At 61.0% G+C, this 25,239-nt stretch carries 28 protein-coding genes; 8 read left to right on the forward strand and 20 right to left on the reverse strand.

The genetic code is table 11. The features are described 5' to 3' along the window. Positions 1 to 710, forward strand: a 710-nt coding sequence (locus KF827_RS03515; RefSeq protein ID WP_291000168.1) for a hypothetical protein, incomplete at its 5' end; no start/stop codon positions are given. 447 nt (positions 711 to 1,157) lie between these two features. Here the strand turns inward: KF827_RS03515 and KF827_RS03520 are convergent. The 6 genes from KF827_RS03520 to KF827_RS03545 all read right to left on the reverse strand — a co-directional run bounded on the left by KF827_RS03520 (position 1,158) and on the right by KF827_RS03545 (position 6,852). Then, on the reverse strand, positions 1,158 to 2,666 hold the full coding sequence (locus KF827_RS03520) for a tripartite tricarboxylate transporter permease (protein ID WP_291000171.1): 1,509 nt from the start codon (positions 2,664 to 2,666) through the stop codon (positions 1,158 to 1,160). Next, on the reverse strand, positions 2,663 to 3,115 hold the full coding sequence (locus tag KF827_RS03525; protein ID WP_291000174.1) for a tripartite tricarboxylate transporter TctB family protein: 453 nt from the start codon (positions 3,113 to 3,115) through the stop codon (positions 2,663 to 2,665). The genes KF827_RS03520 and KF827_RS03525 overlap by 4 nt, the downstream gene beginning before the upstream one ends. Before the next feature lie 30 nt (positions 3,116 to 3,145). Next, positions 3,146 to 4,126: a tripartite tricarboxylate transporter substrate binding protein gene (locus tag KF827_RS03530; RefSeq protein WP_291000179.1), complete on the reverse strand. Its 981-nt coding sequence runs from the start codon at positions 4,124 to 4,126 to the stop codon at positions 3,146 to 3,148. 102 nt (positions 4,127 to 4,228) lie between these two features. Beyond that, positions 4,229 to 5,113, reverse strand: coding sequence for an intradiol ring-cleavage dioxygenase (locus KF827_RS03535; protein WP_291000182.1), 885 nt, complete (start codon positions 5,111 to 5,113; stop codon positions 4,229 to 4,231). A gap of 12 nt (positions 5,114 to 5,125) precedes the next feature. Continuing rightward, positions 5,126 to 6,205 carry a maleylacetate reductase gene (locus KF827_RS03540; RefSeq protein WP_291000185.1) on the reverse strand — a complete coding sequence of 360 codons (1,080 nt, stop codon included), beginning with the start codon at positions 6,203 to 6,205 and terminating at the stop codon, positions 5,126 to 5,128. A gap of 17 nt (positions 6,206 to 6,222) precedes the next feature. Then, positions 6,223 to 6,852 (reverse strand): nuclear transport factor 2 family protein, encoded by a 630-nt coding sequence (locus tag KF827_RS03545; protein ID WP_291000188.1) that lies wholly within the window; start codon positions 6,850 to 6,852, stop codon positions 6,223 to 6,225. Between the two features lie 141 nt (positions 6,853 to 6,993). On the opposite strand from KF827_RS03545, the gene KF827_RS03550 reads away from it, so the two are divergent. Beyond that, positions 6,994 to 7,791 (forward strand): IclR family transcriptional regulator, encoded by a 798-nt coding sequence (locus KF827_RS03550; protein ID WP_291000191.1) that lies wholly within the window; start codon positions 6,994 to 6,996, stop codon positions 7,789 to 7,791. Here the strand turns inward: KF827_RS03550 and KF827_RS03555 are convergent. The 6 genes from KF827_RS03555 to KF827_RS03580 are packed head-to-tail and all read right to left on the reverse strand — an operon-like array spanning position 7,788 to position 12,602. Further along, a complete protein-coding gene (locus tag KF827_RS03555) occupies positions 7,788 to 8,324 on the reverse strand; it encodes a DUF924 family protein (protein WP_291000194.1) in 537 nt (178 codons plus the stop codon). The two genes, KF827_RS03550 and KF827_RS03555, sit on opposite strands and share 4 nt — an antisense overlap. Further along, a complete protein-coding gene (locus KF827_RS03560) occupies positions 8,321 to 8,581 on the reverse strand; it encodes a hypothetical protein (RefSeq protein WP_291000197.1) in 261 nt (86 codons plus the stop codon). Before KF827_RS03560 ends, KF827_RS03555 begins: the two co-directional genes overlap by 4 nt. Positions 8,582 to 8,632: 51 nt before the next feature. After that, positions 8,633 to 9,043, reverse strand: a complete 411-nt coding sequence (locus KF827_RS03565) for a nuclear transport factor 2 family protein (RefSeq protein WP_291000200.1) — start codon at positions 9,041 to 9,043, stop codon at positions 8,633 to 8,635. Between the two features lie 9 nt (positions 9,044 to 9,052). Next, complete coding sequence (locus KF827_RS03570) at positions 9,053 to 9,892, reverse strand: fumarylacetoacetate hydrolase family protein (protein WP_291000205.1); 840 nt, start codon at positions 9,890 to 9,892, stop codon at positions 9,053 to 9,055. A 24-nt stretch (positions 9,893 to 9,916) separates the two neighbouring features. Beyond that, complete coding sequence (locus KF827_RS03575; protein WP_291000209.1) at positions 9,917 to 10,915, reverse strand: ABC transporter substrate-binding protein; 999 nt, start codon at positions 10,913 to 10,915, stop codon at positions 9,917 to 9,919. A 28-nt stretch (positions 10,916 to 10,943) separates the two neighbouring features. Beyond that, positions 10,944 to 12,602, reverse strand: coding sequence for an FAD-dependent oxidoreductase (locus KF827_RS03580; protein ID WP_291000212.1), 1,659 nt, complete (start codon positions 12,600 to 12,602; stop codon positions 10,944 to 10,946). Positions 12,603 to 12,744: 142 nt separating this feature from the next. Here KF827_RS03580 and KF827_RS03585 point away from each other — a divergent pair, with 142 nt between their 5' ends. The 6 genes from KF827_RS03585 (at position 12,745) to KF827_RS03610 (ending at position 17,619) form a co-directional block, all read left to right on the forward strand. Further along, positions 12,745 to 13,344 carry a VOC family protein gene (locus tag KF827_RS03585; protein WP_291000215.1) on the forward strand — a complete coding sequence of 200 codons (600 nt, stop codon included), beginning with the start codon at positions 12,745 to 12,747 and terminating at the stop codon, positions 13,342 to 13,344. A gap of 41 nt (positions 13,345 to 13,385) precedes the next feature. Further along, positions 13,386 to 14,396, forward strand: a complete 1,011-nt coding sequence (locus KF827_RS03590; RefSeq protein ID WP_291000218.1) for an ABC transporter substrate-binding protein — start codon at positions 13,386 to 13,388, stop codon at positions 14,394 to 14,396. Positions 14,397 to 14,474: 78 nt separating this feature from the next. Then, on the forward strand, positions 14,475 to 15,194 hold the full coding sequence (locus KF827_RS03595; protein ID WP_291000221.1) for an ABC transporter permease: 720 nt from the start codon (positions 14,475 to 14,477) through the stop codon (positions 15,192 to 15,194). A gap of 3 nt (positions 15,195 to 15,197) precedes the next feature. Then, positions 15,198 to 15,995, forward strand: a complete 798-nt coding sequence (locus KF827_RS03600) for an ABC transporter ATP-binding protein (protein ID WP_291000224.1) — start codon at positions 15,198 to 15,200, stop codon at positions 15,993 to 15,995. After that, the gene (locus KF827_RS03605; RefSeq protein ID WP_291000227.1) at positions 15,995 to 16,750 is read left to right on the forward strand and encodes an ABC transporter permease; all 756 of its coding nucleotides are present in this window, start codon (positions 15,995 to 15,997) and stop codon (positions 16,748 to 16,750) included. Before KF827_RS03600 ends, KF827_RS03605 begins: the two co-directional genes overlap by 1 nt. Positions 16,751 to 16,782: 32 nt before the next feature. Then, positions 16,783 to 17,619: a fumarylacetoacetate hydrolase family protein gene (locus tag KF827_RS03610; protein ID WP_291000230.1), complete on the forward strand. Its 837-nt coding sequence runs from the start codon at positions 16,783 to 16,785 to the stop codon at positions 17,617 to 17,619. Here KF827_RS03610 and KF827_RS03615 read toward each other — a convergent pair. The 8 genes from KF827_RS03615 to KF827_RS03650 all read right to left on the reverse strand — a co-directional run bounded on the left by KF827_RS03615 (position 17,616) and on the right by KF827_RS03650 (position 25,232). Further along, on the reverse strand, positions 17,616 to 18,359 hold the full coding sequence (locus KF827_RS03615) for a GntR family transcriptional regulator (protein ID WP_291000233.1): 744 nt from the start codon (positions 18,357 to 18,359) through the stop codon (positions 17,616 to 17,618). The genes KF827_RS03610 and KF827_RS03615 overlap by 4 nt on opposite strands. A 98-nt stretch (positions 18,360 to 18,457) precedes the next feature. Continuing rightward, entirely contained in the window at positions 18,458 to 19,501 is a 1,044-nt protein-coding gene (locus tag KF827_RS03620) for a glycine betaine/L-proline ABC transporter ATP-binding protein (protein ID WP_291000237.1), read from the reverse strand. Then, the gene (locus KF827_RS03625) at positions 19,498 to 20,370 is read right to left on the reverse strand and encodes a proline/glycine betaine ABC transporter permease (RefSeq protein WP_291000240.1); all 873 of its coding nucleotides are present in this window, start codon (positions 20,368 to 20,370) and stop codon (positions 19,498 to 19,500) included. Before KF827_RS03625 ends, KF827_RS03620 begins: the two co-directional genes overlap by 4 nt. 145 nt (positions 20,371 to 20,515) lie before the next feature. Beyond that, the gene (locus KF827_RS03630) at positions 20,516 to 21,535 is read right to left on the reverse strand and encodes a glycine betaine ABC transporter substrate-binding protein (protein WP_291000243.1); all 1,020 of its coding nucleotides are present in this window, start codon (positions 21,533 to 21,535) and stop codon (positions 20,516 to 20,518) included. A gap of 200 nt (positions 21,536 to 21,735) precedes the next feature. Next, positions 21,736 to 22,551 carry a phosphodiesterase gene (locus KF827_RS03635; protein ID WP_291000246.1) on the reverse strand — a complete coding sequence of 272 codons (816 nt, stop codon included), beginning with the start codon at positions 22,549 to 22,551 and terminating at the stop codon, positions 21,736 to 21,738. Positions 22,552 to 22,566: 15 nt separating this feature from the next. Further along, positions 22,567 to 23,598: an ABC transporter ATP-binding protein gene (locus KF827_RS03640; RefSeq protein ID WP_291000249.1), complete on the reverse strand. Its 1,032-nt coding sequence runs from the start codon at positions 23,596 to 23,598 to the stop codon at positions 22,567 to 22,569. Continuing rightward, on the reverse strand, positions 23,599 to 24,402 hold the full coding sequence (locus KF827_RS03645; RefSeq protein ID WP_291000254.1) for an ABC transporter permease: 804 nt from the start codon (positions 24,400 to 24,402) through the stop codon (positions 23,599 to 23,601). It abuts the gene before it with no gap. A gap of 5 nt (positions 24,403 to 24,407) precedes the next feature. After that, entirely contained in the window at positions 24,408 to 25,232 is an 825-nt protein-coding gene (locus KF827_RS03650) for an ABC transporter permease (protein ID WP_291000257.1), read from the reverse strand. Between the last annotated feature and the right edge of the window lie 7 nt (positions 25,233 to 25,239).

The raw sequence follows: 25,239 nt of genomic DNA on the forward strand, positions 1-25,239 counted from the left end.
TGGATGAACGCGAGCGCAATTTCTACGAACAGCAGGCCGCACGGCAACCGCAAATTCAGCCCCTGGCGGAGACGCTCTCCGGCGGCAGCGGCATCGACGATGCCACGCCTGTGCAACCGGCACAGCAGGAGGATGGTTTGTCGCAGCGGCAAGGTCGCGATGCACAAGCGTCTGAACCGGATAATCTTGAACCTGAGAAAGCCACGCCAGAGAAGGCTCAAGAATCAGCCGGCGACATTGCCGATGCACTCGGGCTTGATACGAAGAAAATCGACCTGACGAATCCAGATATTCAGGCCGCTTTGATCGGCACGCGCTTTTACAATTATTTCGATCCGCAGACCCAGCAGAAGACGCTGAGCCAGGTCGAAAAGATCAAGTCCATCGACCCCAAGCTACATGGAAAATTGCGGAGCGCCGTTGCGGATAGTCGCGCCAGCCCGATCTGGCAGCCCACTTTGCTGACAGATGAGCAGCTTGAGAAGCATATTAAGGAAACAGAGGCAGCGCATGGCTGGCTGAAGAAATTTGGCGATGCCTCTGATACAGGAAAAGCCATAGGAAGGATTCCGACTCTAAATATCCCACAGCCAGTAAGAAAGGGAAACACATGGCTTAGCCTGACACTGAAAGCGGCAAACAAAAGTTTTGAAAGGGGCCTGGAGCGCTTATACGAAGAGCGCGATAGAAGACAAAAACTCAACGACTGAAACGACGATCTATCCATCCTGCTGCAAGCAGGATTAAACCGATTGCAACTGGCCATAAGGTTCCCGGAATAAGTATCGTTCTTTCTATGAAAACGGAAAAGCGCTTCCAGGATGTCATCCTTGGGTAAGCGCGCAGCCAAAATCCGAGGGCATAGGCATGCTTTCGCAAGATATGGACTTGCGCCTTCGGATAGCTTCTCAAATATCGTTCTATGGCAGCCTTCAAGGCTCACCGATGTCATTCAATGGCACGAGAATAAGGAATTACAGGGCAAGTATATACCTCTTGATGCAGGCGGGAATAGTGAAAACCGGGAATACCCACTTATGCTGTTGGGCCCCGATTGAATGGAAATTTCGATACAGCCAAAAAATCCGGCCGGATCGAAGGGCTTGAAAATGCGAAGCGCAAGGCGCGTTCCCTGAAAAAAGCGCGGCGGCTTCGCCTCACTCTTCTTCCTGGAAGATTTCCTTGCGGCGTTTGCCGAATTGCGGCAGCAGCACCAGGCAGGGCGCCAGCACGGCCAGGGCCAGCAAGGTGGCGGCCAGCGGGCGGGTGACGAAAACGCTCAAGTCGCCATCGGACAAGGTGAGCGCGCGACGCAGATGCTCTTCGATCAGCGGACCGAGCACGAAACCGAGCACCAGCGGCGCCGCTTCCAGGCCCAGCTTGCTCATGGCAAAACCGAGCAGGCCGAAGCCGACGGCCAGCAGCACTTCGAAACTGCTGCTGTTCACGCCATACACGCCGATGCAGCAGAACAGGAAGATGGCCGGGAACATGAAGCGGTAGGGAATCTTCAGGAACTGCACCCAGATGCCCACCAGCGGCAGGTTGATGATCACCAACAGGATATTGCCGATCAGCATGCTGGCAATCAGGCCCCAGAACAGCGCCGGCTGTTCGGTCATCACCGTGGGGCCCGGCGCGATGCCATGGATCATCATGCCGCCCACCAGCAAGGCCAGCACGGCATTGGGCGGAATGCCGAGCGTGAGCAGCGGAATGAAAGAGGCTTGCGCCGCCGCGTTGTTGGCCGATTCCGGCGCCGCCAAACCTTCCACGGCGCCCTGGCCGAATTCTTCCGGACGGCGCGACAGGCGTTTTTCCAGGCCATAGGCGGTGAAGGAAGCCAGGATCGAACCGCCGCCGGGCAGGATGCCCAGGATGGTGCCGAGCAGGCTGCCGCGCAGCACGGCCGGCGTGGCACGACGGGCTTCCTCGCGCGAGGGCCAGAGCGTGCCGACCTTGAGGATGGAGCCGGCCGCGCCGGAGCCGCCTTCCAGATTGCGCATCACCTCGGCGATGCCGAACAGGCCCACGGCCAACGGCACGAAGCCGATGCCATCGGACAACACCGGATTGTCGAAAGTGAGGCGCGGAAAGCCGGTATTGATATCGCGGCCGATGCTGCCCAGCACCACGCCCAGCAGCACCATGCCCACCGCGCCCAGCATGGAGCCATGCGACATCACGATGGAGACCGAAAGCCCCAGCACCATCAGGCCGAAATATTCCGCCGATCCGAAGGACAGCGCGATCTGCGCGAATTCCGGCCCGAACAGCACATTCAAAAACGTGCCCAGGATGCCGGCGAAGAAGGAGCCCAGCGCCGCGATCGCCAGGGCCGCGCCGGCCCGGCCTTTGCGTGCCATTTCATAGCCATCCAGGCAGGTGACCACGGAAGCGGATTCACCCGGCACGCGCATGAGGATCGATGTTGTGGAGCCGCCATATTGCGAGCCGTAATAAATGCCGGCCAGCATGATCAGCGCCGCCACCGGCGTGAGATAGAAGGTGATCGGCAACAGCATGGCGATGGTGGCCACCGGCCCGATGCCGGGCAACACACCGATCAAGGTGCCGCATAACACACCGATCAGGCAGAACAGCAGATTGGTAGGTTCGAGCGCGACGCCCAATCCGGTGACAAAATGACCCAGGGATTCAATCATGCCAGAAACCAACGCGGCCAGATCGGAATCTGCAAGCGCAGCCCGTAGCCGAAAAGCAGGGTGACGAAAACGGTGAGGATGGCCGCACAGACGATACGACCGCGCAAAGTCATGCTGGGGCTGCCCCATGTGGCCAGAAAGGTGCTGAGAAAACCGGTCAGCACCAGCCCGACGCTTTCCAATGCCAGGCCGAATACGGCCATGCCGGCCAGGATGATGAAGGGCCGAAGATTGCGCGGCAGGATGCTTTCCGTATCCCCCTGGCTGGCGCGGAAGGCCATGAAGGCCATGCCCACGCCCAGCAGCAGCATGACGATACCGGCAAGCTGTAACACCATGCCGGGGCCGATATCCGACATTGTGCCGCTGGGATAGCGCCAGGTGAGCAGCAGGATGCCTCCGCCGAGCAAGGCGACGAACAAACCGGCGAAGGCATCACGCGACATCATCTGGCATCATTCCCTGTTTCGGCTTGCCACTTATTGCTGCTGCACGCCGGCTTCCTGCATCACCTTACCCCAACGGGTGATTTCGGAATCCAGATGGGCTGCGAATTGCGACGGCGTATTGCTGGCCGGAATGAAGCTGGCATCCAGAATCTGCTTGCGCGCGCTGTCGGTGGTGACGGCGCGGTTGATCGCGGCATTCATCTTATTGACGATATCGACCGGCGTGCCGGCCGGGAAAGCAAGGCCGTACCAGGTGGAGATATCGAAACCCTTGATGCCGGCTTCCGCCACGGTGGGCACATTGGGCAGCACTTCGTAGCGTTCGGCCGAACTGACCGCCAGCGCCTTCAACTCGCCGCCCTTGATCTGACCAATCAACGGCGAAGCCACTTCCACCAGCAATTCCACTTCGCCGCTGCGGGTGGCGGCGATAGCGGCCGGCGTGCCGCGATAGGGCACATGACGGATTTGTACGCCGGCCATGGTGGCGAATACGGCGCCGACGAAATGCTGCGTACTGCCGACGCCCACGCTGGCGAAGCGCAGCTTGTTCGGCTCGGCCTTGGCGCGCGCCACCAATGCCTTGAGATCGGCCACCGGCAGATCCTTGTTGGCGGTGATGATCAGCGGCATGGTGGCCACCAGCGAAACCGGCGCGAAATCCTTGGCCGACTGATACGGCAGCGACTTGTACAGGCTGGCGGAAACCGCATGGCCGTTATTCATCATGAAAATGGAATAGCCATCCTTCGCCGCCTTGGCCACGGTATCGGCGCCGATAGTGCCACCAGCACCCGGCTTGTTTTCCACCACCACCGGCTGGCCCAGCACTTCCGACAAGGGCTGCGCCACAAGGCGGGCGATGATATCGGTGCCGCCGCCAGCGCCGAAACCCACCACCATGCGGATCGGCCGCGACGGCCAGCTATCGGCCTGCGCGGCAGGCATGGCAAAAGTGAAAGCGGCAGCGGCGATACCAACAGCCATAATGCTTGTGCTGATCTTGCTCATTGTTTTCCTCCCGGATGTTTGTTTAGATGGTTCATATATATGAACTATTTTCTATCCTTGAACTTTGAAGGACATACGCCAGACTGTCAATCTTTGCCCCGTTCAAGCCGCTTGCTGGCTTTGCGCCGGGGCCAGCGCAAAATCGTACGTCAACCGAAAGAATGGCTGCGTCATCCGCCGACCATCGGGCGCGATGCCGGCACCGTGTTGTTCCAGCGGCGCGATCAACTGATGCTTCACACCGAACACCACATCGCTCTCCAGATATTCGTCGCCCTGTTCGAAAACATGCGTCACCAGCGTGCTGTGATTATCGGCGAAGATCATGAAATGCACATGCGCCGGTCGCCAGGGATGCCGGCCCTGCGCCTTCAGAAGATCGCCCACCGGACCATCATCGGGGATCGGATAGGAGGATGGCTTCACCGTCCAGAAATGGAAGCGCCCTTGCGCATCGGTGCGGAAACGCGCGCGGCCGCACAGGCCGCCGAAGCTTTCCAGCTTCTGCACATCGTAGAAACCGCTTTCATCGGCATGCCAGCTATCCACGATGGCATTGGCCAGCGGCTGGCCGGTGGCGGCATCGCGCACACTGCCCTGCACCAGCAAAGGCGCGCCGCGCATGCTGCCGGCGATATCGGCGCCCAGCGGTGCTTCCGGCGGCGCATCCACATAAAACGGCCCCAGCACGGTGGATTGTGTGGCGCCTTCATCCTTGCGGTGATTGATCGCATCCACCAGCATGGACACGCCCAGCACATCCGACAGCAGGATGAATTCCTGCCTATGCTGGTCGCACATATGGCCGGTGCGGGTGAGAAAATCGATCCCCGCCTTCCATTCCGCCTGTGTGGGCTCTACCTCGCGGATGAAAGCATGCAGATGCCGCACCAATGCCTGGCTGATCTGTTTGATACGCGGGTCGGCGCCTTGCCCGGCCTTGGCCAGCACGGCCTGGGTGATGCTGTTTTCGATATCCTGGCTCATGTTTTCATACCATTAGGGCGTTGCCGGCTGCGGCGCTACTGGCGCTTGGCCGGCATGGGCCTGCCGCAGCACAGCCAACAGCAGGTCGCGATTGAGAGGACGGGGATTCCAATAGGGATTCTCGGCGGCGATATCGGCGGCACGCTCCAGCGCGCTTTCGGCCAAACCAAGGGCCGCCAACGAACGCGGCGCATTCAACCGGCCAGCCAAATCCCACAACGCACGCGCCGGATCGGCATGCCCCAACGCGGCAGATAACCGCTGCACGGCTTTCTCGGCAAAGGGCGCATTGCAGGCCAGCGCATAGGGCAGCACCACACAATGGGTTTCGGCATGCGGCAGATCGAAGCTGCCGCCCAGCACATGGCAAAGCTTGTGATGCAGCGCCATGCCCACATTGCCGAGGCAGATGCCGGCCAACCAGGCGCCATACAGCCCCCGCCAACGCGCTTCGGCATCCAACGGATCGGCGATAATGGCAGGCAACGCCTTGGCCAGGGCGGCCACGGATTCAGCGGCCATCAGGTCGATCACCGGATTGGCATCGCGGGCATAAAGCGCCTCCACCGCATGCGCCATGGCATTCATGCCGCTCACCGCCGAAAGATGCGGCGGCAGGCTGTATGTGATATCCACATCGTAGATCACGCTGCCCGGCAGCAGGCGTGGATCGCGCTGCGTAACTTTGCGGCCATCGGCGGTCTCGCCCAGGATCGGTGTCATTTCCGAACCGGCATAGGTGGTGGGGATCACCACTTGTGGTACCCCGCTGCGCAAGTTCAGCGCCTTGGCAAGCCCGGTGGTGGAACCGCCGCCAATCGCCACCAGGCCATCGGCTTGCACATCCTTCAGCATTGCCAATGCCGCTTCCGTCACCGTTACCGGCGTATGCATGGCGGCGCCGTGGAAATGCCCGGCAACCCGCCCATCGGCGGCCGCCATGGCTTGCGCGGCCAGACCGGATTGCTCAGGCGTGGTGAGCAGCAAGGCGCGCGCAATGCCCAGCCGCGCCAATTCGGCGCCAAGACCGGCCAACGTGCCATGGCCGAAGCGCACGGTTTGCGGCAGGCTGCTATAAACGAAAGGCTGCATGCGCGCGGCTCGCTGGATCAGGCCGGCTGCTTGAAGAACATCTGCGGCGTGATGCTGCCGCCCTTCAGCCAGGTGGCGCCGCGCTCATAGAGCGCCTGCACTTCTGGCCCCTTCAGGCCCGGCATGTCGCGCTTCACCTTGTAGCCGATGCCTTCCTGGATATAGGCGAGGTGGCGATAGCCTTCCGGCAATTCGGCCAGCTTGGCGGCATCCAGCTTGGGCGCCTGGCTGGGATCGACCGGATCGATACGATCCTTTTCGTAGATCGGCTGACGAATCACCACGCCCCATTTGCCGTCGCGCTTTTCGAGAAAGTCGTAGAAACGCCCGGTGCAAACCACATCGCAAATGATGCCCTGCACCGGGCCGCGCTGCGAGATGGTCATCTTGGTCTGGCTGATCGCGCGATTGCCGGCCAGGTCGATGGAAATGCCGCCCAGGAAATGCAGGATGCTGACGCCCTTGGCCCAGCCCTCCTGGCTGACGCGGATGAATTCCGCCGCCGGGCCCTGGAACCAAGTGGCCATCATCCAGCCATCCTCATGCCAGACGGTGCGGAAGCGCTCCCAATCGCCGGCATCGCGCCATACCGCCCAATTCTCCAGCAGATCCCGAATGGCGGATCGATCTTCGCGTTCCGGATACATTTAATTTCCTCCCGGCCATCAGCCGTTTGTTGCGGCGAGGCAAACAAAGTCTTGACGAAACCGGCCGATATCTTTAAAGTTCATGTATATAAACCGGTTCACACTATGAAACAAAAAAACGAATCTCCTGTCAAGCCGGCTATGCCGAAACGCAATGCCGAGAAATCGCCTGGCCCGCTGAAATCCGCTGCAACGGTGAAATCCGCCGATCGCGTGCTGGATATCCTGGAAGCCGTGGCGGCCAATGCTGGGCGGATATCTTTTTCGCGGCTGATGAGCGAGTTGGGTATTCCGCGTTCCAGCCTGTTTCAGTTGCTGAACAATCTGATGGCACGCGGCTATCTGGAACAGGACGAAGCCAGCATGCGCTATCGTCTGGGCCCACGCATAGCCGAGTTGAACAACCAGCGCCCGACACCATCGCTGCCCAGCCTGGTGATGCCCGCATTGCAGGCCTTGAGCCGCGAAACCAATGAAACCGCCGGCTTTTATGTGCGCGATGGCGATTATGTTACCGCGATAGCCACCTGCACCGGCGGCCAGGCATTGGCCTATACCATGCAGGTGGGCGAGAAAGCGCCGCTTTACGCCGTATCTTCAGGCAAGATCGTGCTGGGCCACATGACCGACGCCGAGATCAAGGCCTATTTTGCCCGCACCCATTTCCAGAAAGTGACGCCGCATACCATCACCACGCCGCGCGTGCTGTGGGAACAGATCCACTCCACCCGCGAGGAAGGCTTTGCCTATGTGCGGGAGGAATTCACCATCGGCATTGCCGGCATCGCAACCGCCGTGGTGGTGAACAACATGCTGGCAGGCATGGTGAACCTGGCCGTGCCCACGGTGCGCTATGGCAAGCATAATGCCATATTGTTTCGCCAGCGCCTGCAGGCCACGGCAAACCGGCTGGCGGAAATCATGGCAAGATCCGCCTAGCCGGCGAAACCGCCGCCCTCCAGGAATACCCGCTCTTCCGGCGTTGTCTCGCGGCCGAGAATGGGATTGCGATGAGGAAAGCGACCAAACCGCTTGATGATATCGCGGTGACCGATAGCGTGGCGCAGCGGCTCTTCGCCCAGGCCGCGCCCCAGTTCCACCGCCCATTCCTGATCGGCCAGATCTTCCGAATGCGATAGCGGCAGATAAAAAAACAGCCGCAAATCCGCCGGCACCTGTGCATCCAGGCCGGCTGCCATCGCCTGTTTGGCGAACCGCCGCGCCAGCGGATCGGTGGCATACATATGCCCGGTACCGCGAAAGCAATTGCGCGGAAATTGATCCAACAGCAGGATCAACCCCAATGCGCCCTCCGCGCTGTTCATCCAGCCATCGCATTCGCGGCGTGCAGCGGCAAAATGCAGATCGAGGAAGCGGTCGCGGAAAGCGGCATCGAACGCCGCATCCTTGGCGAACCAACGTTCCGGCCCGGCCTCGCGCCAGAAGGCCACGACGCCAGATGCATCGCTCACGACAGCTTCCACCACACGAAAGCCGCCACGGCAGCCGGCACGCCGAACACCACCACCAGGAACGGCAATTCCTGCATCACGGTGTAGCCGGCATGGCTGACCCCAACCCACATATTGGCCAGCGCCACCACCAGCCAGAGCGCGATGAACACTTTCGCCACCAGCGGCAGAACCGCCATGCCGCCAAAGGCGCGGCCCAGCAGCAAACCTGCCGCCAATGCGGCGAGGCCGCCTAGAACCATGTAAACCGTATGCATTGCCGCCCTCCTGCCGAATGATTCCGTCGGCAGTATAGCGGCAAGCCGTGCTCAGGCGAACAGGCGTTCGGAGCGCAAACGGATAATAACCCAATGGTCATTCCGCCTGGCGAAGCTTGCCTTGAACAGCAGGATCGAGCGCGGCGGCTCCAGCTTGGCCGGCAGAGCGCCGGTCTTGTCGTCGTGATGATAGATCGTCACCACGGCACTGCCTTCAGCGGTATCGCCGGCGACACGCATTTCTGCGTTGCTGATCAGATGCCGGGTTACCACCGTGGCAGACCGTTCGGCCAGCACGGCGCGGATGCCGGCATGGCCGTTCAGCGGCGTACCCTGGCGGGTCCAGACGCCATCAGACGCAAAATGCGCCAGCATGTCGTCGAAGCGGCGATCGTCGAGGCCATTGAAAAAGCCGGTCAGCGCCTGCTGACAGGCCCATTGCGCTTGCATGCTATCGCTCATGATCTGTCCTTACGCCTGATCAACGATGGGATTGCGCAGCAGGCCGATGCCGGCAATCTCCACCTCCACAACATCGCCGGCCTTCATCCAGAGCGGCGGATCGCGGCGCGCACCTACGCCTTCCGGCGTGCCGGTGGCGATTACGTCGCCCGGTTCCAAGGCGGTGAATTCAGAAATGTAGCTGATGATCTTCGCCAACGAATAGATCAGCAGCGAGCTATTGGAATGCTGCACCTGCTGGCCATTCAGCCGCGTGGTAAGTTCCAGCGCTTCCGGATCGGCAACCGCATCGGCGGTGACGATCCAGGGCCCGAAACCGCCGGTAGCCTGGAAATTCTTGCCGGCCGTGACCGAATGCTTCTGGTAATCGCGCAGACTGCCATCGTTGAAACAGCTATAGCCGGCCACATGGCGCAAGGCATCGGCCTCGCTGATATTGCGGCCCGGCTTGCCGATGACCATCGCCAATTCGCCTTCATAATCCAGATGGCTGGAAACTTTCGGCCGGATGATCGGCTTGCCTGCCGCCACCAGGGTGTTGGTGAAGCGACCGAACAGACTGGGATTGGCCGGCAGATCGCGCCCCACCTCGGCCACATGGGATTTATAATTCAGGCCGACGCAGAGAATCTTTTCCGGATCGGGGATCGGTGGCAGCAATTCAACATCCGTGAGCGAAAAATCCGGCGCCATCGCCGCCAGCGGTTTCAGATCGGCCAGCCGGCCTTGAGCCAGCACGGCACGCAGGCTGGGCAGGCCCAGGCGCTTGCCGGCATCCACGATGCCGCCTTCGCCCACAACCACGCCATAACCATCAATGCCGGCTTTGCGATAACTCACCAACTTCATGTTTTCCTCCCGAACGATGCGGCTTCAGCGCCGCACAAAACTGTTATCGATGTAAGGCTGCCAATCCGTCACTTGCTCGTTCGCCTCCATCATCCCGCCGATCAAGCCGAATTCCTGCGCCTTGGCGATCGCTTCCAACTTGGTTTCGGTGCTGCGTGGAATCGCCGGACGCACAACATCCAAGGCTTGGCGCAGCAAATCCGGATTCATCTGCGGCAGCTTGCGGCGCAATACCTCGTATGTGCCTTCCGAATCGGCATGGATGAAATCCAGCGCATCCTGCAATCCGGCCATCAGCTTTTCGCAAATCGCGCGGCGCTGCTGGCAGGTTTCCGGCTTGGCGATGGTGATCATATAAGCGAACGGCGCCAACTCGGGCACATCGCCAGACACGCCGGAAATCCAGATCACGCCCTCCGCATCGTTCACCGCCTGCAGACTCCAAGGTTGGCCATAGATAAAGCCATCGATACGCTTGGCGGCCAAAGAGGGCACCAGATTGCCGGGCTGCACCGGCGACACCACCACATCCCGCTCAGGATCGAGGCCATAGCGGCCCGACAGATAGCGCAGGAAGCTGTGCGAATAGCCGTTAATGGAATCGACGCCGAAGGATACGCCCTTCAAGGCCTTCACCCGCGTGGCGAGATCGGCATCGGGCTTGGCCGGCAACCTGGCTGCCACATCCTTGCGCAGCACGAATTCCAGCAGGAAACGATCCACCGTGGTGCCGATGATGCTGAGCTTCTGGCCGCGCGCGATCAGGCGCAGCGTAGAGCCCGGACCGATGGTGGTAAAATCAGCGCCACCAGACAGCACCGCGTTAGAGGAACCGGCGCCCGAGATGATCGGCGATTTCACCTCAAGGCCGCGCTTCTGCCAGAAGCCGCGATCGGCGGCCACGTAATTGGGCAGAAAAACCAGGCTGGTGGTGGGCAGTGCAAGCGTGACTTCCTGGGCCGTCGCCAAGGAGGCATGCGCCGCACCCACTGCCAATATGGCAGCGGCAAACCATGTCTTCATTTCCCCACCCCCTGTTTTTTTGATCCGTTTATGCCACCCGGCTGATCGGTTGTGCGCCCGCGCCGCGTGCGCGGTCGATAATGCCAAGCGGATCGGCCGGTATGGCATCGCCGCGCCAGGCCACATGGCCATCGGGGCGCACCAGCACCAGGGCCGCGCCGTAAAGCCGCGCTGCTTCGACATCGGTCACATGCTGCACGGCCAGCGGCATCCCGCGCTGCTCGGCGGCGCGCTGAAAGCCGGCTACATCAGGCGATGCATCACCCAGGCGCAACAGGGTGAAGCCATGACCGAACAGATCGAGGATCGATTTATCCCGCGTCTGACCCTGGCCCAACCAGCAATGCGGCGCGCGCGAGCCGGGCCGGGCCACCGGCAGGTATTTCTGCGGATCGTCGGGCGGCGCCGGCGTGCCATCGGGGATGCAGATCGGCGAATCCTCGTAGCGATAGCCCAGATGAATGCCCACGGCCGCAAAATGCTTGCGCTGCAATTTCAGCTTCTCGGCCAATTCCGCACGCAAGGCCTCGCCGCGCGGCGTATCATCCTCGATCTCGGCCGGCAATTCGGCGCTGGCATGCAGGCTGGAACGGTTATCGGTGGCTTCCACGGCATTGCGCCAGGCAATCGGCCGGCGTTCGATTTCGTAGCTGTCGAGTATCGCCGCATCCGCCCAGCCTTGCAGCACGCCGGCCAGCTTCCAGCCGATATCCACCGCATCGCCGATGCCGGTATTCATGCCGAAGCCGCCGGTGGGCGACAAGAGATGCGCCGCATCGCCGAGCAGGAATACATTGCCATCGCGATAGCGCTGGGCCACCAATTGACGCGGCACCCAGGGCTGGATGGTGATGATCTCGAAATCCACATCATCGCCGATGGCGCGGCGCACGGCAGCGCGGGCATCGAATTTTTCCAGCTCTTCTTCGCCCAGTATATGGCGCTGCATGGTGTAATGTTCGCGGCCATCGATGGCGATGAACACGCCGGTGCAATCGGGCGCCAGGGTCCAATACAGAATGCAGCCGCCCTTGCCGCTACGCTTAAGCAGATCGGGCGCGCGGATATAAACGCCAACATTCTGCCCCAGACTGCTCTTGCCATCCATCGGGATATCGAGCAAATGGCGCAGCGTGCTTTTGGCGCCATCGCAGGCCAAAACATAACGCGCGCGCAATTGGCTGCCATCGGCCAATGTTAGCGTGGCGCCATCGGCCTGCTGCGCGACGGCTTCCACCCTGGCGCCGAAACGCATCTGCACGCTGGGCAGGCCTTGCAGGAAACGGCGCAGCACGGGCTCGATATGATTCTGCCCCACGGCGGTTTTGAAATACGGCGAATGCGCGATCTCGGGATATTGCGCCAGCAGATCGGCATCGGCATTGCGTGCCCGCGCGATGGAGGGAAAGGCGAAGCGCAAGATTTCCTTGCCGGTCATCCGCGTGGTGAAAACGATATCGGTGGGATAATCCACCGGCAGGCCGGCGGCGATCACCTGCTCGTCGATGCCCCAGCGGCGGAAATGCTCCATGCTGCGCGGACTGACCACATTGGCGCGGGGGTGGTTGTTGGTGCCGTCGCCCTGCTCCAGCAACAGGCAGGGAATGTTGCGCAGCCCCAGTTCGGCCGCCGCCACCATGCCCACCGGGCCACCGCCGACAATTATGACGGGATAATCGTGTTGCACCCTCACCTCCCCTTAAATGCATGCATCTTATAGATCGAAAACGGTGGATTGGGCAAGATTGCCATTGCCGATGAGGAGTTTTTGCGTATATTAACCAGTCAAGGCGGTTTTACCGCAGCATAATGCATGCAGGGGTGAGGAAATGGGCCATATGGACGGAGGGCGGGATTCCGCCCCGATTGGCGATAACAGCATCCGCTGGCCAAGCGCCCGGATCACCCATATCGGCCTGAACGTTTCCGACCTTGCCCGTTCGGTGGCGTTCTACCGCGACGCCCTGGGCATGAAGGTGATGAAAAGCGCGGAAGGCCGCTTTGCCACGGTTTCGTTTGGCTACCAGCATCACGATATCGCCCTGATCCCCGCCGCGCGCGACAGCAAGGCCAATGCCCCGATGGCCGTGGGCATGAACCATTTTGCCGTGGAAGTGCGCGATTACGAGGAATTCGTGCGCTATTACGGCCGCCTGTCGGATGCCAAGGTGGAAATCGAGCGCGTGATCGACCATCGCACCGGGATGGGCATCTATTTCAAGGATCCCGATGGCAACAGCCTGGAAGTGTGGTGCGAAAATCTGCCCAACATGGCCGCTGCCATCGCATTCGGCACCACCATGAGCGAAGAATTCGAGGAAAATCATATCGGCTATCCGGTGGATGGCGACCAGCTATATCGCGACTACCAGGCGCTGAAGGCCGGCCAGGCAATCGGCGACAGCCGCGGCCTCGACCTGCTGGAATAACCACGACTACACATAAATAAAAATCGGGAGGGAATTACGAGATGACCCACTTCAAACTGGGTGGCTTGGCCGCCGCTGTCGCTTTTGCAACCGCCATGCAGGTTGCCGCACCCGCCATCGCGCAAGACACCACGCTGGCCTTGCCCACCACCACGCTGCTTTTCGTGCCGGCCTATGTGGCCGAGGAAAAAGGCTTCTGGAAGGATCAGGAGCTGAATGTGAAAAGCATCGTGGTGGCCGGCCCCGGCGCCACCAATGCCGTGCTGGCCGGCAGCGCCGATTTCACCATGAGCGGCCCCGGCCCGATGTTTCGCGCCATCATTGGCGGCCAGAAACTGACCGCCATCGGCAACACCGCCAACCGCCTGCTGCTGGAAGCCGTGGTGCGGCCCGACGTTGCCGCCAAGTTGAATCTTCCGGCCAATGCCAATGAAGCCACGCGCGCCAAAGCGCTGAAAGGCCTAACGCTGGGCGTCGATTCGGTGAACGGCTTTGCGCACATCTACATGCGCTATATCGCCGGCAAGCATGGCATGAATACCGAGAGCGATTTCACCGTAAGCCCGATGCAACCGCCGGCAATGGTTTCGGCGATCAAGGCCAAGGCAGTGGATGGTTTCATCTTCTCGCAACCCTTCACGCTGATGGCGATCAAGGAAGCCGGCGCGGTTACGCTGTTTTCCAGCCCGGCCGGCGACCTGCCGGAAATGCAGCCCTATGCCTACAATATGCTGATCGCGCGCGGCGATTTCTGCCCAGCCAAGCCGGATGTGTGCCGCAAGTTCATGGCCGGCATCAATGCCGCCCAGGCTTTCATCAAGAAGAATCCCGATGAAACCGTGGCGATGCTGCAGAAAAAATTCGACCGCCTGGATCCGACGCTGGTGAAGGAAGCCTTCGCCGTGCTGGCCCCAACCATGCCGGCCAGTGCCGAAGTGGAGGAAGCCGGATTGAAGAATGCGATGGATTTCAGCGTGGTGGGCGGCCTGGTGGCCGAGAAGGATCGCATCACCGATCTGAAATCGATCTACACCAACGCTTATCTGAAGTGAGCGGCTGCCGTTATGCATAAAGCGCGTACCGTTCTCGACCGCGTATTGGTTGTCGCAGGCGTTATCGCGCTTTGGCAAATGGCTAGCCTTTCCGCCGGCGCCTATTGGGTGCCGGCGCCATGGCCGGTGCTGAAAACATTGTGGGCCATGGCGCAAAGCGGCGCATTGGCGCGCCATGCCAGCTATACCTTCCAGGCGGCTGCCTGGGGCTTTCTGATCGGCGGCCTGCCCGGTGCCGTGCTGCCCTTCATCCTGCGCCGCATGCCGCGGCTGAGCGCCATCCTGGATCCCTATCTGGTGGGCGGCTATGGCATCCCCAAGCTGGCTTTGGCGCCGCTTTTCATCTTGTGGTTCGGCATCGGCATCGAATCGAAAATCGCAGTGGTGGCCAGCGTGGTGTTCTTCCTGGTGTTTTTCAACACCACGGCCGGTGTGCGCGCCATAGACCCCAAGCTGGTGCAGATGGCCCGCCTGGTGGGCGCCAGCGAATTGCTGATTGCGCGCCGGGTGATCTGGCCTTCCGCCGTGCCCTTCATCTTCGCCGGATTGCGGGTTTCAACGCCCTATGCCATCGGCGGTGCGGTGATTGCCGAACTGATCTCGTCCAATCGCGGCCTGGGCTACCTGGTGCAGCTTGGCGCGATGAATTTCAAAACCGTAGAGGTGTTTGCCGCCATTCTGGCAATCACCCTGATCGTAATCGGCGCCAATGCGCTGGTGAATGGCATCGAGCGCCGCCTGCTACGCTGGCGCCCGGCCAACGCACTGAATAAAGACGCTGCTTCTGGGGGGATGTGAGTGATGAATGCTGCGGCGCCGCTGCTGGAAATCGATGGTCTGGGCAAACGCTTTCCCTCGCGCGACGGTCGCTCGATGTCGCCCTGGGTGATCCAGAATCTGTCCTTTTCGGTGAAGGATGGCGAATTCGTCACCATCATCGGGCCATCCGGCGCGGGCAAATCCACGCTGCTGAACATGCTGGCCCAAACCGATGCACCCTCCGAAGGCGAAATCCGCTTTCGCGGCAAGCCGGTGCGCGAGGCAGGGGCACGGCTGAGCCCGGGCCTGGATTGCCAGATCGGCTATGTGTTCCAGGACGACACCTTGCTACCCTGGCGCACCACCATCGACAATGTGCTGTTTCCACTGGAAGCCCAGGGCAGGCTGGACGATGCCAGCCGCGCACGCGCCGAAACCCTGATGAAGGCAGTGGGTTTGAACGGCTTCGAGCGCTATTACCCGCATGAACTTTCCGGCGGCATGCGCAAGCGCGCGGCATTGATCCGCACGCTGGTTTACGATCCGCCGATCATCCTGATGGACGAACCCTTCGGCGCATTGGACGCACAAACCCGCGTGCAATTGCAGGAAGACCTGCTGCGCCTATGGGAAGCCGGGCGCAAGACGATCCTGTTCATCACCCATGATATCGCCGAGGCCATCGCGCTGGGCGACCGCACGCTTGTGCTGTCGCGCGCCCCAACCCATATCATCGGCGACCACAGCATAGACATTCCGCGCCCGCGTAACCTGCGCGACATTTACGCCGTGCCGCAATTCGCCGGCCTGTATGAAACCATCCGGGCGCAGGTTCAGTGATGATCACTACCGGCCGCATCTTGCTGGGCTTGGCCCTGCTGGCCTGTTGGGAATGGGGCCATCGGGTGGCTGGCAATCTGTTTGTTGCCTCGCCGATGGAAGTTGTGCAGCGCCTGCGGGAAATCGTGGAGGATGGCAGCCTGTGGGGCCATGCCGCCTCAACGCTCTGGATCACCGCACTGGGCTTTGCCATCGGGTTTTTCTTCGGCGTGCTGCTGCCCTTCCTGCTGGATCAATCCGAGCGCGCCACCAAGGCGATAGAACCGGCGGTGCTGGCCTCGATGGGGATACCCAAATTCGCGCTGGCGCCGTTGCTGATCCTGTGGTTCGGCATCGGCGATGCGCCGAAAGTGGTGATCATCGCCTTCATGACATTCTACATGATCTTCATTTCCACCTTCAGCGGCCTGCGCGGGGTGGATCACAAACTGATCGTGATGGCGAAGATCGTGGGGGCCGATCCGATGAAGCTGGCGCGCGATGTGCTGTGGCGCTCGTTACAGCCCTACATGTTCGCCGGCCTGAAAGTGGCTTTGCCGCGCGCTTTGAGCGCCGCCATCGTGGGTGAATTCCTGGTGGCCGATAAGGGCCTTGGCTACATGATCGAACATGCCCGCCAGATGGGCGATACCACCGGGGTATTCACCGGCATCGTGGTGGTGACCGCGCTGGTGCTGGGGCTGAACTGGCTGCTGGAGCGCCTGCAGGCCAAGGTGATGGCATGGCGACCGAAAGACGCCAGCGTTGCGCATTGAAAATCCGGCGCATTAAAGAGTGAGGCTGTGACATGCGTTTATGTTCCTTCGTTGCGAATGGCAGGGCCAGCTATGGGCTGGTAACCGATACGGGCATCGTCGATGCCGGCAGGCGGCTTGCAGCGCCAAGCCTTAAGCAGGCGCTGGCCGATCTGCCGGCCCTGGCGAAACTGGCCGGGGAAAAACCCGATCATGGGCTGGATGCCGTGCAATGGCTGCCCGTTATCCCGGATGCCGGCAAGGTATTTTCCGTACTGCTGAATTACGAGGCGCTGCGGCTGGAAGCCGGCCGGCCGAAGCTGCAATTTCCGCATCTGCTGACGCGTTTCGCCGATACTCAGGTGGGCCACAAGGCGGCACTGATCAAGCCGAAGATTTCCAACGAATTCGATTTCGAGGGCGAATTGGCGGTGGTGATCGGCAAACCGGGCCGCAATATCGCGCGCGCGGCGGCGATGGAGCATGTGGCCGGCTATGCCTGCTATAACGACGCAACACCACGCGACTGGATGCGCCATAGCCGGCATTTCACCCTGGCCAAAAGCTTTCCCGGCACCGGCGGCTTCGGCCCCTGGCTGACCACGCGCGATGCCCTGCCTGATCTGAGCAAGAGCACGCTGACCACGCGGCTGAATGGCGAGATCATGCAGCAGGCTCAGCTTGGCAACTTCACCTATCCGGTGGAAGAGCTGATCAGTTATATCTCGCAGGCTACGCCGCTGAATGCCGGCGATGTGATCTGCACCGGTACACCGGGCGGCTGCGGCTACAAGCGTTCGCCGCCGCGCTTCCTGAAGCCCGGCGACGATATCAGCGTGAGCATCGACGGCATCGGCACACTGAGCAACACGGTAGCGGAAGAAGCCTAATTGTTATCGGCCACCAGGCGCAGCATCGGCACATCCGATGCGGCCTGGGCGGAAGGCTGCGCCATGCGCTCCAGCACATCACGCAGCGCCTCGCGGCCCTGATACACATGTTCGCGCATCAGCAATTCTGCACGTTCGGCCTGGCGCAGCCGGATGGCATCGAAAATCAGCGCATGCATATACACATTCTGCTGCACGGTATATTGGATGCGCGCCAGGTTGGAATTGGTGGCCGCCACGTTGCGTGCCGCCACCAGCGGGATCGGATCGAATTGCCGCACCATGCGGGTCAGGCTCTGGTTGCCGCTCCACTCCACGATATTCTCATGGAAGAAACCGTTCAGTTCGCGCCAGGCTTCCGCATCGGCCGGCCCGAAATCCTGCCGTTCGGCCAGCAGCCTTGTATCGGCCAGATTGCGCTCGATCAAGGCAGTTTGCTCATGGCTGAGCCCGATGCCGGCCAACATGGCGCAGGCCATGGCTTCCAGCCGCCCGCGCACATCCACCGCATCGACGATTTCCTTGACCGTATAGGCCTTCACCACGAAACCGCGCTGCGGCATGTAGACCAGCAGGCCTTCCTGAGCCAGCGCCTGCAGCGCCAGCCGCACCGGCGTGCGCGATACATTCAGCCGCTGGGCGATTGGAATTTCCATCAGCCGGCTGCCGACCGGAAATTCCCCGCGCATGATCATCTCGCGGAGTTGCAGCAGCACGCTTTCAAGATGGGTGGAGGTCATGGCCGGATTTTACCCCGGCACGGCCCGGCCGCCAAGACGGCATCAGAGCTTTTTAGCGGAAATCCGGTAAGAAAAATCCACCCAAATCTCAATGCCCGCTAGCCGGCCTGCGGCGCATACCGGGCCAGCGCCTTGATCACTTGCCGCGCGGTGATGCGGCCGATCTGCACGCCCTGCCCATTCAGCACGCCAACCCATTGATGATCGGCGAAAAGCGGCAGAACATCTTCGCAGCGCGCATCCATCGCCACCGCCTGTTCACAGGCTTCTGCCGGCCCGGTTTCCATGATCGAGCGCACCCGGATGGCGCGCGCCTTATTCACATCGCGAACGAACTCCTCGATATGCGCATTGGCCGGGCGCAACACGATATCCTCTGGCCGGCCAACCTGCTGCACGGCGCCATCGCGCAACACCGCAATACGGTTGCCGATCTTCAACGCCTCATCGAAATCATGGGTGATGAATAGGATGGTCTTACCCAGTTGCTGCTGCAGACTGAGCAATTGATCCTGCATGCCGGAGCGGATCAGCGGATCCAATGCCGAGAAGGCTTCATCCATCAGGATGATATCGGTATCCATGGCCAAAGCGCGGGCCAGGCCTACCCGCTGTTGTTGGCCGCCGGAAAGCTGTCGCGGCAAGGATTGTTCATAACCGGCCAGCCCCACGGTTTCGATCCATTGCGCCGCTGCCTGCATTCGATCAGCCTTGCCCACACCACGGGTTTCCAGACCATAGGCCACATTATCGATCACCGAGCGATGCGGCAGCAGCCCGAATTTCTGGAACACCATGGTGACTTTGCTGCGGCGGAATTCACGCAATTCTGCCAGGTTCATCTTCAATACATCCACGCCATCCACTTCGATCTCGCCGCCCGTGGGGTCGATCAGGCGATTGACATGGCGCACCAGGGTGGACTTGCCAGATCCGGACAGGCCCATCACCACGAATATCTGTCCGCGCTCGATATCGAGCGAAACATCATCCAGCCCCACCACATGGCCGGATTCGGATTGCAGATCCGCTTTGGATTTACCCTGGCGCAGCATTTCCAGCGCCTGCAAGGGCGCATCACCGAAGATCTTGGTGACCTTGCGCATGCGAATGGCATAATCGGCAGTCTGTTGTTGGCTCATATCCGCATCTCCGCAAGACCGATCCGCGCCTGCAAGCGTTTACCGAGAGCCTGAGTGATGCGATCGAACACAATCGCCAGCACCACAATGCCCAGCCCGGCGAACAGGCCGCGGCTGACTTCCAGCCGCCCGATGCCTTGCAGCACCTGGTATCCCAAACCGCCGGCGCCGATCATCGAAGCCACCACCACCATCGACAACGCCATCATGGTGGTCTGGTTCACGCCGGCCAGAATCGTCGGCAAAGCAAGGGGAATCTGCACACCCAGCAGGCGCTGGGCGGGCGTGGTGCCGAAAGCGCGGCTGGCTTCCATCACCGCCGGATCAATGCCGCGCAGGCCCAGATCCGTGAGCCGCACCAAGGGCGGCGCGGCATAAACGATGGTGGCGATCAATGCCGGGATCTTGCCTGGCCCGAAAATCATCACTGTGGGAATCAAATAGACGAAGCTGGGTAAGGTCTGCATCAGATCGAGCAAAGGCACCACCACATGGCGCACCCGCAACGACCGCGCCATCCACACGCCCAGAGGAATCGAAATCACGATGGCGGCCAGCGTCGCCGATATCATCAAGGCGGTGGTGGCCATGGCATCGCGCCACAGATCCATCAAGCCGATGAACACCAACCCTACCAGCACCACAGCCGGCAATCGCCAAGTGCGGGTGGCAAGCCAGGCAAGCCCGGTCAGCAGCAGGATGATCGCCCACCAGGGCGTGGCAATCAGCAGCCGCTCGAGAATGTTAAGCAGCATCAGCAGTGGATAGGCAGCGGCCTCGAAGCCGCCGCCCCAATGCATCACCACCCATTCGAGAGCATCGTCGACGGCACGGCGCAGCGGCACCGTGTCCAAGACATCCGGAAACATGAAAGCCTCTTATATCTATTGGCAGAATCGGATTGCGGAATTGAAAAAATACAAACGCCGCCGATACGACAGCCGCCCGGCAGGATTATGCCGGGCGGCCGAAGCGGAGCCTGAAATGCTCCGGGAAAAACGATGCGCGGGTGATTTAGTTCACCGCGCCCCGCACTTTCTTGGCTACGTCGGCGCTTACCCACTTGCTCCAAACCGCGTCCTTGGTTTTGAGGAAGTTTTTGGCGGTGGTAGCGGCATCGGCCTTGTTCTCATCGCCGTAGACCAGCAACTCGCTGATCTGCGCGTTGCTAAGCCCCACCTTCGACAGATAACCGGCAACCACCGGCGCATCCTTCTTGATCCAGGCGGCCGCCCCCACGATGGCGGGCGAAGACGGATAGCCGGTCACGCCCGGCGGATTCTTGCAGGCCTTGTCGGTATTGCAGGCATAGACATCCGGCTTGGTGGGGCCGAGATCGATCTGCACCGTATCGTATTTGCCCAGGATTCCGGTGGGGCCCCAATAGTAGAACAGGATCGGCGCCTTACGGGTGAAGGCGCGCGCGATGGACGCATCCAGCGCACCGCCGGAGCCGGGCGAGAACAGGTTCCACTTGGCATCCATGCCCAGCGCCTTGTAGAGCGCAGAGGTGGACAATTCGCAGACCCAACCCGGCGGGCAGGAATACAGCCGGCCCTTGCTGGCATCCTCTGGGTCCGGGAACAGGTCTGGCCGGGCGATCACCGCCTTGGCATTGGTCAGTTCAGGATGCTTCTCCACCATGTAGCGCGGAATGAACCAGCCCTCCACGGTGCCGTCGGTGATGGCATCGGCCAGCTTGACCACCTTGCCTTCGGCCTCGCCTTTGGCCCATTGCTGCTCGATGGCGCTGGTCCAGAGTTCGGGCGCCACGGCCGGGGTGCCGCGCGACAGCATGGAGGCGGAAGTGGGCACCGTATCACCCGCCACGATGGCCACCTTGCAGCCATAACCCTTTTCCAGAATCGTGGCATGAATATGTGCAAGGGCTGCGGCGGAAGGCCAAGTCATTTCAGCGATATCGATAGTCTTATTGGTATCGCATGTAACAGCTTGAGCCGGACTTTGAATCGAAAAAACCGAAAGAAAAGAAAATGTTATCGCTGCGAGAGCTGATTTTTCCCCAAACCTCATAGTTTTACTCCTTTATATTTACAACCAATAGGAGAGTTTATTATAATATGTAATGCATAATTGTCAACCATCGGTAGTATTACTTAAATAATACTGTATATATACTTTAATAAACTAATGATTATTAAGCACGCAAATAGCCAGCCGTCCGTTACTTGGGCGGTTATTTGAATTTCGATTTTTCGAGAAAAAATCTTTTTTTAATCGATCAGATTGCCGGCGGCATCGAAGAACGGGAACGGGCCGGGATAATCGCCGATCGCCGCCACATGGCTGACCAGCATGCCGTCGCGCCAACGATGCAGCATGAAACCCGGCGGTTCCATGCGGAACTGGCTGGGGGCATCATCGTGCAGGTCCAGTGCCACCTGATGCGCCGGGCTGGGGCAAGTCAGCACCGGGCGGCCGCCCACCCGGGCATGGATCACCCGGTGCAGATGGCCGCAGAGCACCAGCTCCACCTGCGGATGGCGGGCCATCACCTGGGCGAAGCCCTCGCGACCGATCAGGCCGATCTTGTCCATATGCCCGATGCCGGTGGGGAATGGCGGGTGATGCATCAGGATCAGGCTGGGCGTATCCGGCTGTTCCGCCAGCGTGCGATCCAGCCAGGCCAGGCGTTCAGCGCAAAGCTCGCCGCCGCCCTGGCCGGGAATGATGGTATCCAGGCCGATGATGCGCAAAGGCCATTCTTCCACGGCATAATGCAGGAAACCGCTGGCCGGTAGATAGCGTCCGGCAGCAAAGGCCTGGCGCATCGGGTCGCGCGCATCGTGATTGCCCGGCACCACGTAAAGCGGCTGTTTCAGCGGCGCCAGGATGCCTTGCAGATGCTGGTATTCCTCAGGCCGACCGAGATCGACCAGATCGCCGGTCAGCACGATCAGATCGGGTTGCGGATCCAACCGCTGGATTTCAGCCACGCAGACGCGCAGCATATCGGCGGTATCCACCTTCTTGTAGGCAAGCTTGCCCGGCAGTTTGATATGGGTATCGGTGATCTGGCAGATCAGCATGGGGCGATCCGATCCTTACAATGCGAGAATGCGGCTGGCATCCACCTGCAAGCCGACGGTTTCGCCGATGCGGAATTCGCGACGCTCGGCGGTTTCCACCACCAGCGGTTTGTCGTTGCCGATGCTGACGAAAAGCCGCGTGCGGTCGCCCAGGAAGAAAGCGGCATCGATACTGCCCGATAGCGGCGCCGAAGCGGCATCGGCCAGCGCGGTATCCTCGGGCCGGAACCAGGCTTCGCGCGCGGCATGCGGAGCGGCCGCCCAGGGCAGCAGACCGCCGGCGGTGCGAAAGCCGCCGGATTCCGGCTGGCCGCTCAAGCGGTTCATGGTGCCGATGAATTCGGCCACATAGCGCGAGGCCGGGCGCTGGTAGATATCGCGCGGACTGCCGATCTGCGCCACCTTGCCGTGATCCATCACGAGAATCCTGTCGCCCAGCGCCATTGCCTCGGCCTGATCATGGGTGACATAGATCGCCGTGATTCCTAAGCGCCGCAGCAGGCCATCGATTTCCAGCCGCAGCACATCGCGCAGCTTGGCATCCAGCGCGGTGAGCGGTTCGTCCAGCAGCAGGGCGCGCGGCTCGGCGGCCAGGGCGCGCGCCAAGGCCACACGCTGACGCTGGCCGCCGGATAGCTGATCGATGCGACGATCTGCCAGCGGGCTGATCCGCATCATCTCCAGCAACTCGCCCACGCGCTGGCGGATTGCGGTTGCCGGGCGCTTACGGATGCGCAGGCCATAACCGATATTCTCGGCCACGCTCATATTGGGAAACAGTGCATAGGATTGGAAGACCATACCCACATTGCGCTTCTCGATCGGCAACGGCGTGACATCCACGCCATCGAAGGTGACGCTGCCGCCTTCATCGGGCGCTTCCAGCCCGGCGATGATGCGCAAGGTGGTGGTTTTGCCGCAGCCCGACGGGCCGAGGAATACCATGGTTTCGCCGGCGCCGATGTCCAGATCCAGCGGCTCCAGCGCGCGGGTGCCGTCGGGGAAGGTTTTGCCGCAGCGGCTAAGACGGATCGATACGGGCTGCATTCATTCCTCGTCGGTCTTGAAGGTCTGTTTCGGCTTCTGTGCCACTGCCTGCATGGCGATCAGCAACGGCACGATCATCACGAAAAACACCAGGGTATAGGCGCTGCCGATTTCCAGCCGCAGCGAGGCATAGGCATCGGCCAGCCCCACCGGCAGGGTTTTGGTGAAGGGCGTGTGCAAAAGCCAGGTCATATTGAATTCGCCCATGGAGAGCGTAACCACCATCAGCGAACCGGCAACGATGCCGGCGCGGCAATTCGGCAGCACGATATGGGTGAAACGCTGGATGAAACCGGCGCCAAGCGAGGCAGCGCCCTCTTCCAATGTCTTGAGATCAATGGCCAGCAGCACCGCCAACACCGAACGCACCATGAAGGGCAAGGTGAACAGCACATGGCCCACCAGGATGAACAGCCAGGAGGTGCGGAAACCGCCGGCACCGCCATACATCACGATCAGCGCCAGCGCGGTGGCCAGGCCAGGCACGGCCACCGGCATCACCAGCAATTCCTCCAGCGCACGGGTAAACCCGTTCTGCTTCTTGGCCAGTGCATAGGCGGCCGGAATCCCCAGCACCAATGTTACCGCCAGACAGGCCAGCGAAATGCCGATGGAGCGGAAGATGGTGTCGCGATAACCGGACCAGACCTCAATCACCCAGCGGAATGTCAGGCCGGACGACAGGCCGGTCTGGTAATTCACCGTGAGGCCGGCCAAAGCCGACAGCACCACCGGCACCACCAGGAACACGCAGACCGAAAGCGTGAAGGCAAGCTGCAGCCAGAACAGGGGTTTGCGCTGCATGGCCATCACCCTGCCGCCGCAACAGTGCCGCCGGCGAATTGCCGCGCGATGGCCAGCACGATCCAAGTGACCGCACCCAGCACGAAGCTCAAGGCCGCCGCCATGGCCATGTTGGCCTGGAGCGTGAATTCGGTATAGATCACCATCGGCAGCACATTGATGCGGGTGGCCAATGTGAAGGCGGTGCCGAAAGCACCCACGGCGGTGGCGAAACAGATCGCGCCGGCTGCCAGGAAAGCGGGCTTCAGGCCAGGAATGATCACATCCAGCACCACCCGCCAGGGCGAGGCGCCCAGGCTGCGGGCCGCTTCCTCAAGCTTGGGATCGAGTTTTTCAGCCGCCGCCATCACCGTTAGGATGGTGCGCGGAATCGAGAAATACACATAACCCATCAGCAGACCGGCCATCGAATACGCGAAAACCAGCTTCTCGCCGGTAAGCGCCAGCGTGATATCGCCGATCAGGCCCTGGCGGCCAGCCAGCATGATCACCATGAAGCCGATCACCACGCCGGGAAAGGCCAGCGGAAAGGTGAGCATGGAAACCAGCACGGCGTTGCCGCGAAAGCTGTGGCGCTGCAGGAACACGCCGGCAATGCCGGAGATTATCAGGGTAATCACCGTGGTGCCGGCAGCCAGCACCAGGGTGGAGACCAGGCTGCGGAAATAATTGCGGTCGGTGACGATGGCGGCATAGGCCGCATAGCCCAGCTTGCCCTCGCCGCCGATCAGGAACAGGCGCACCAGCGGCAGCAGGAAGAAAGCGCAAAAGAAAATCCCCGCCGGCAACAGCAGGGCAATCAGCAGGGAATTTTCGCGTCGCAGCGCCATACGGGTA

Origin of the sequence: Ferrovibrio sp. (assembly GCF_019636075.1) — a bacterium.
GTDB lineage: Bacteria > Pseudomonadota > Alphaproteobacteria > Ferrovibrionales > Ferrovibrionaceae > Ferrovibrio.

What these genes read in the sequence shown, in the direction of transcription:
- KF827_RS03520 (WP_291000171.1), bottom strand. Translation starts at nt 2,666, where the DNA reads ATGATTGAATCCCTGGGTCATTTTGTCACCGGATTGGGCGTCGCGCTC.
- KF827_RS03525 (WP_291000174.1), bottom strand. Translation starts at nt 3,115, where the DNA reads ATGATGTCGCGTGATGCCTTCGCCGGTTTGTTCGTCGCCTTGCTCGGC.
- KF827_RS03530 (WP_291000179.1), bottom strand. Translation starts at nt 4,126, where the DNA reads ATGAGCAAGATCAGCACAAGCATTATGGCTGTTGGTATCGCCGCTGCC.
- KF827_RS03535 (WP_291000182.1), bottom strand. Translation starts at nt 5,113, where the DNA reads ATGAGCCAGGATATCGAAAACAGCATCACCCAGGCCGTGCTGGCCAAG.
- KF827_RS03540 (WP_291000185.1), bottom strand. Translation starts at nt 6,205, where the DNA reads ATGCAGCCTTTCGTTTATAGCAGCCTGCCGCAAACCGTGCGCTTCGGC.
- KF827_RS03545 (WP_291000188.1), bottom strand. Translation starts at nt 6,852, where the DNA reads ATGTATCCGGAACGCGAAGATCGATCCGCCATTCGGGATCTGCTGGAG.
- KF827_RS03550 (WP_291000191.1), top strand. Translation starts at nt 6,994, where the DNA reads ATGCCGAAACGCAATGCCGAGAAATCGCCTGGCCCGCTGAAATCCGCT.
- KF827_RS03560 (WP_291000197.1), bottom strand. Translation starts at nt 8,581, where the DNA reads ATGCATACGGTTTACATGGTTCTAGGCGGCCTCGCCGCATTGGCGGCA.
- KF827_RS03565 (WP_291000200.1), bottom strand. Translation starts at nt 9,043, where the DNA reads ATGAGCGATAGCATGCAAGCGCAATGGGCCTGTCAGCAGGCGCTGACC.
- KF827_RS03570 (WP_291000205.1), bottom strand. Translation starts at nt 9,892, where the DNA reads ATGAAGTTGGTGAGTTATCGCAAAGCCGGCATTGATGGTTATGGCGTG.
- KF827_RS03575 (WP_291000209.1), bottom strand. Translation starts at nt 10,915, where the DNA reads ATGAAGACATGGTTTGCCGCTGCCATATTGGCAGTGGGTGCGGCGCAT.
- KF827_RS03585 (WP_291000215.1), top strand. Translation starts at nt 12,745, where the DNA reads ATGGGCCATATGGACGGAGGGCGGGATTCCGCCCCGATTGGCGATAAC.
- KF827_RS03590 (WP_291000218.1), top strand. Translation starts at nt 13,386, where the DNA reads ATGACCCACTTCAAACTGGGTGGCTTGGCCGCCGCTGTCGCTTTTGCA.
- KF827_RS03595 (WP_291000221.1), top strand. Translation starts at nt 14,475, where the DNA reads ATGGCTAGCCTTTCCGCCGGCGCCTATTGGGTGCCGGCGCCATGGCCG.
- KF827_RS03600 (WP_291000224.1), top strand. Translation starts at nt 15,198, where the DNA reads ATGAATGCTGCGGCGCCGCTGCTGGAAATCGATGGTCTGGGCAAACGC.
- KF827_RS03605 (WP_291000227.1), top strand. Translation starts at nt 15,995, where the DNA reads ATGATCACTACCGGCCGCATCTTGCTGGGCTTGGCCCTGCTGGCCTGT.
- KF827_RS03610 (WP_291000230.1), top strand. Translation starts at nt 16,783, where the DNA reads ATGCGTTTATGTTCCTTCGTTGCGAATGGCAGGGCCAGCTATGGGCTG.
- KF827_RS03615 (WP_291000233.1), bottom strand. Translation starts at nt 18,359, where the DNA reads ATGACCTCCACCCATCTTGAAAGCGTGCTGCTGCAACTCCGCGAGATG.
- KF827_RS03620 (WP_291000237.1), bottom strand. Translation starts at nt 19,501, where the DNA reads ATGAGCCAACAACAGACTGCCGATTATGCCATTCGCATGCGCAAGGTC.
- KF827_RS03625 (WP_291000240.1), bottom strand. Translation starts at nt 20,370, where the DNA reads ATGTTTCCGGATGTCTTGGACACGGTGCCGCTGCGCCGTGCCGTCGAC.
- KF827_RS03630 (WP_291000243.1), bottom strand. Translation starts at nt 21,535, where the DNA reads ATGAGGTTTGGGGAAAAATCAGCTCTCGCAGCGATAACATTTTCTTTT.
- KF827_RS03635 (WP_291000246.1), bottom strand. Translation starts at nt 22,551, where the DNA reads ATGCTGATCTGCCAGATCACCGATACCCATATCAAACTGCCGGGCAAG.
- KF827_RS03640 (WP_291000249.1), bottom strand. Translation starts at nt 23,598, where the DNA reads ATGCAGCCCGTATCGATCCGTCTTAGCCGCTGCGGCAAAACCTTCCCC.
- KF827_RS03645 (WP_291000254.1), bottom strand. Translation starts at nt 24,402, where the DNA reads ATGCAGCGCAAACCCCTGTTCTGGCTGCAGCTTGCCTTCACGCTTTCG.
- KF827_RS03650 (WP_291000257.1), bottom strand. Translation starts at nt 25,232, where the DNA reads ATGGCGCTGCGACGCGAAAATTCCCTGCTGATTGCCCTGCTGTTGCCG.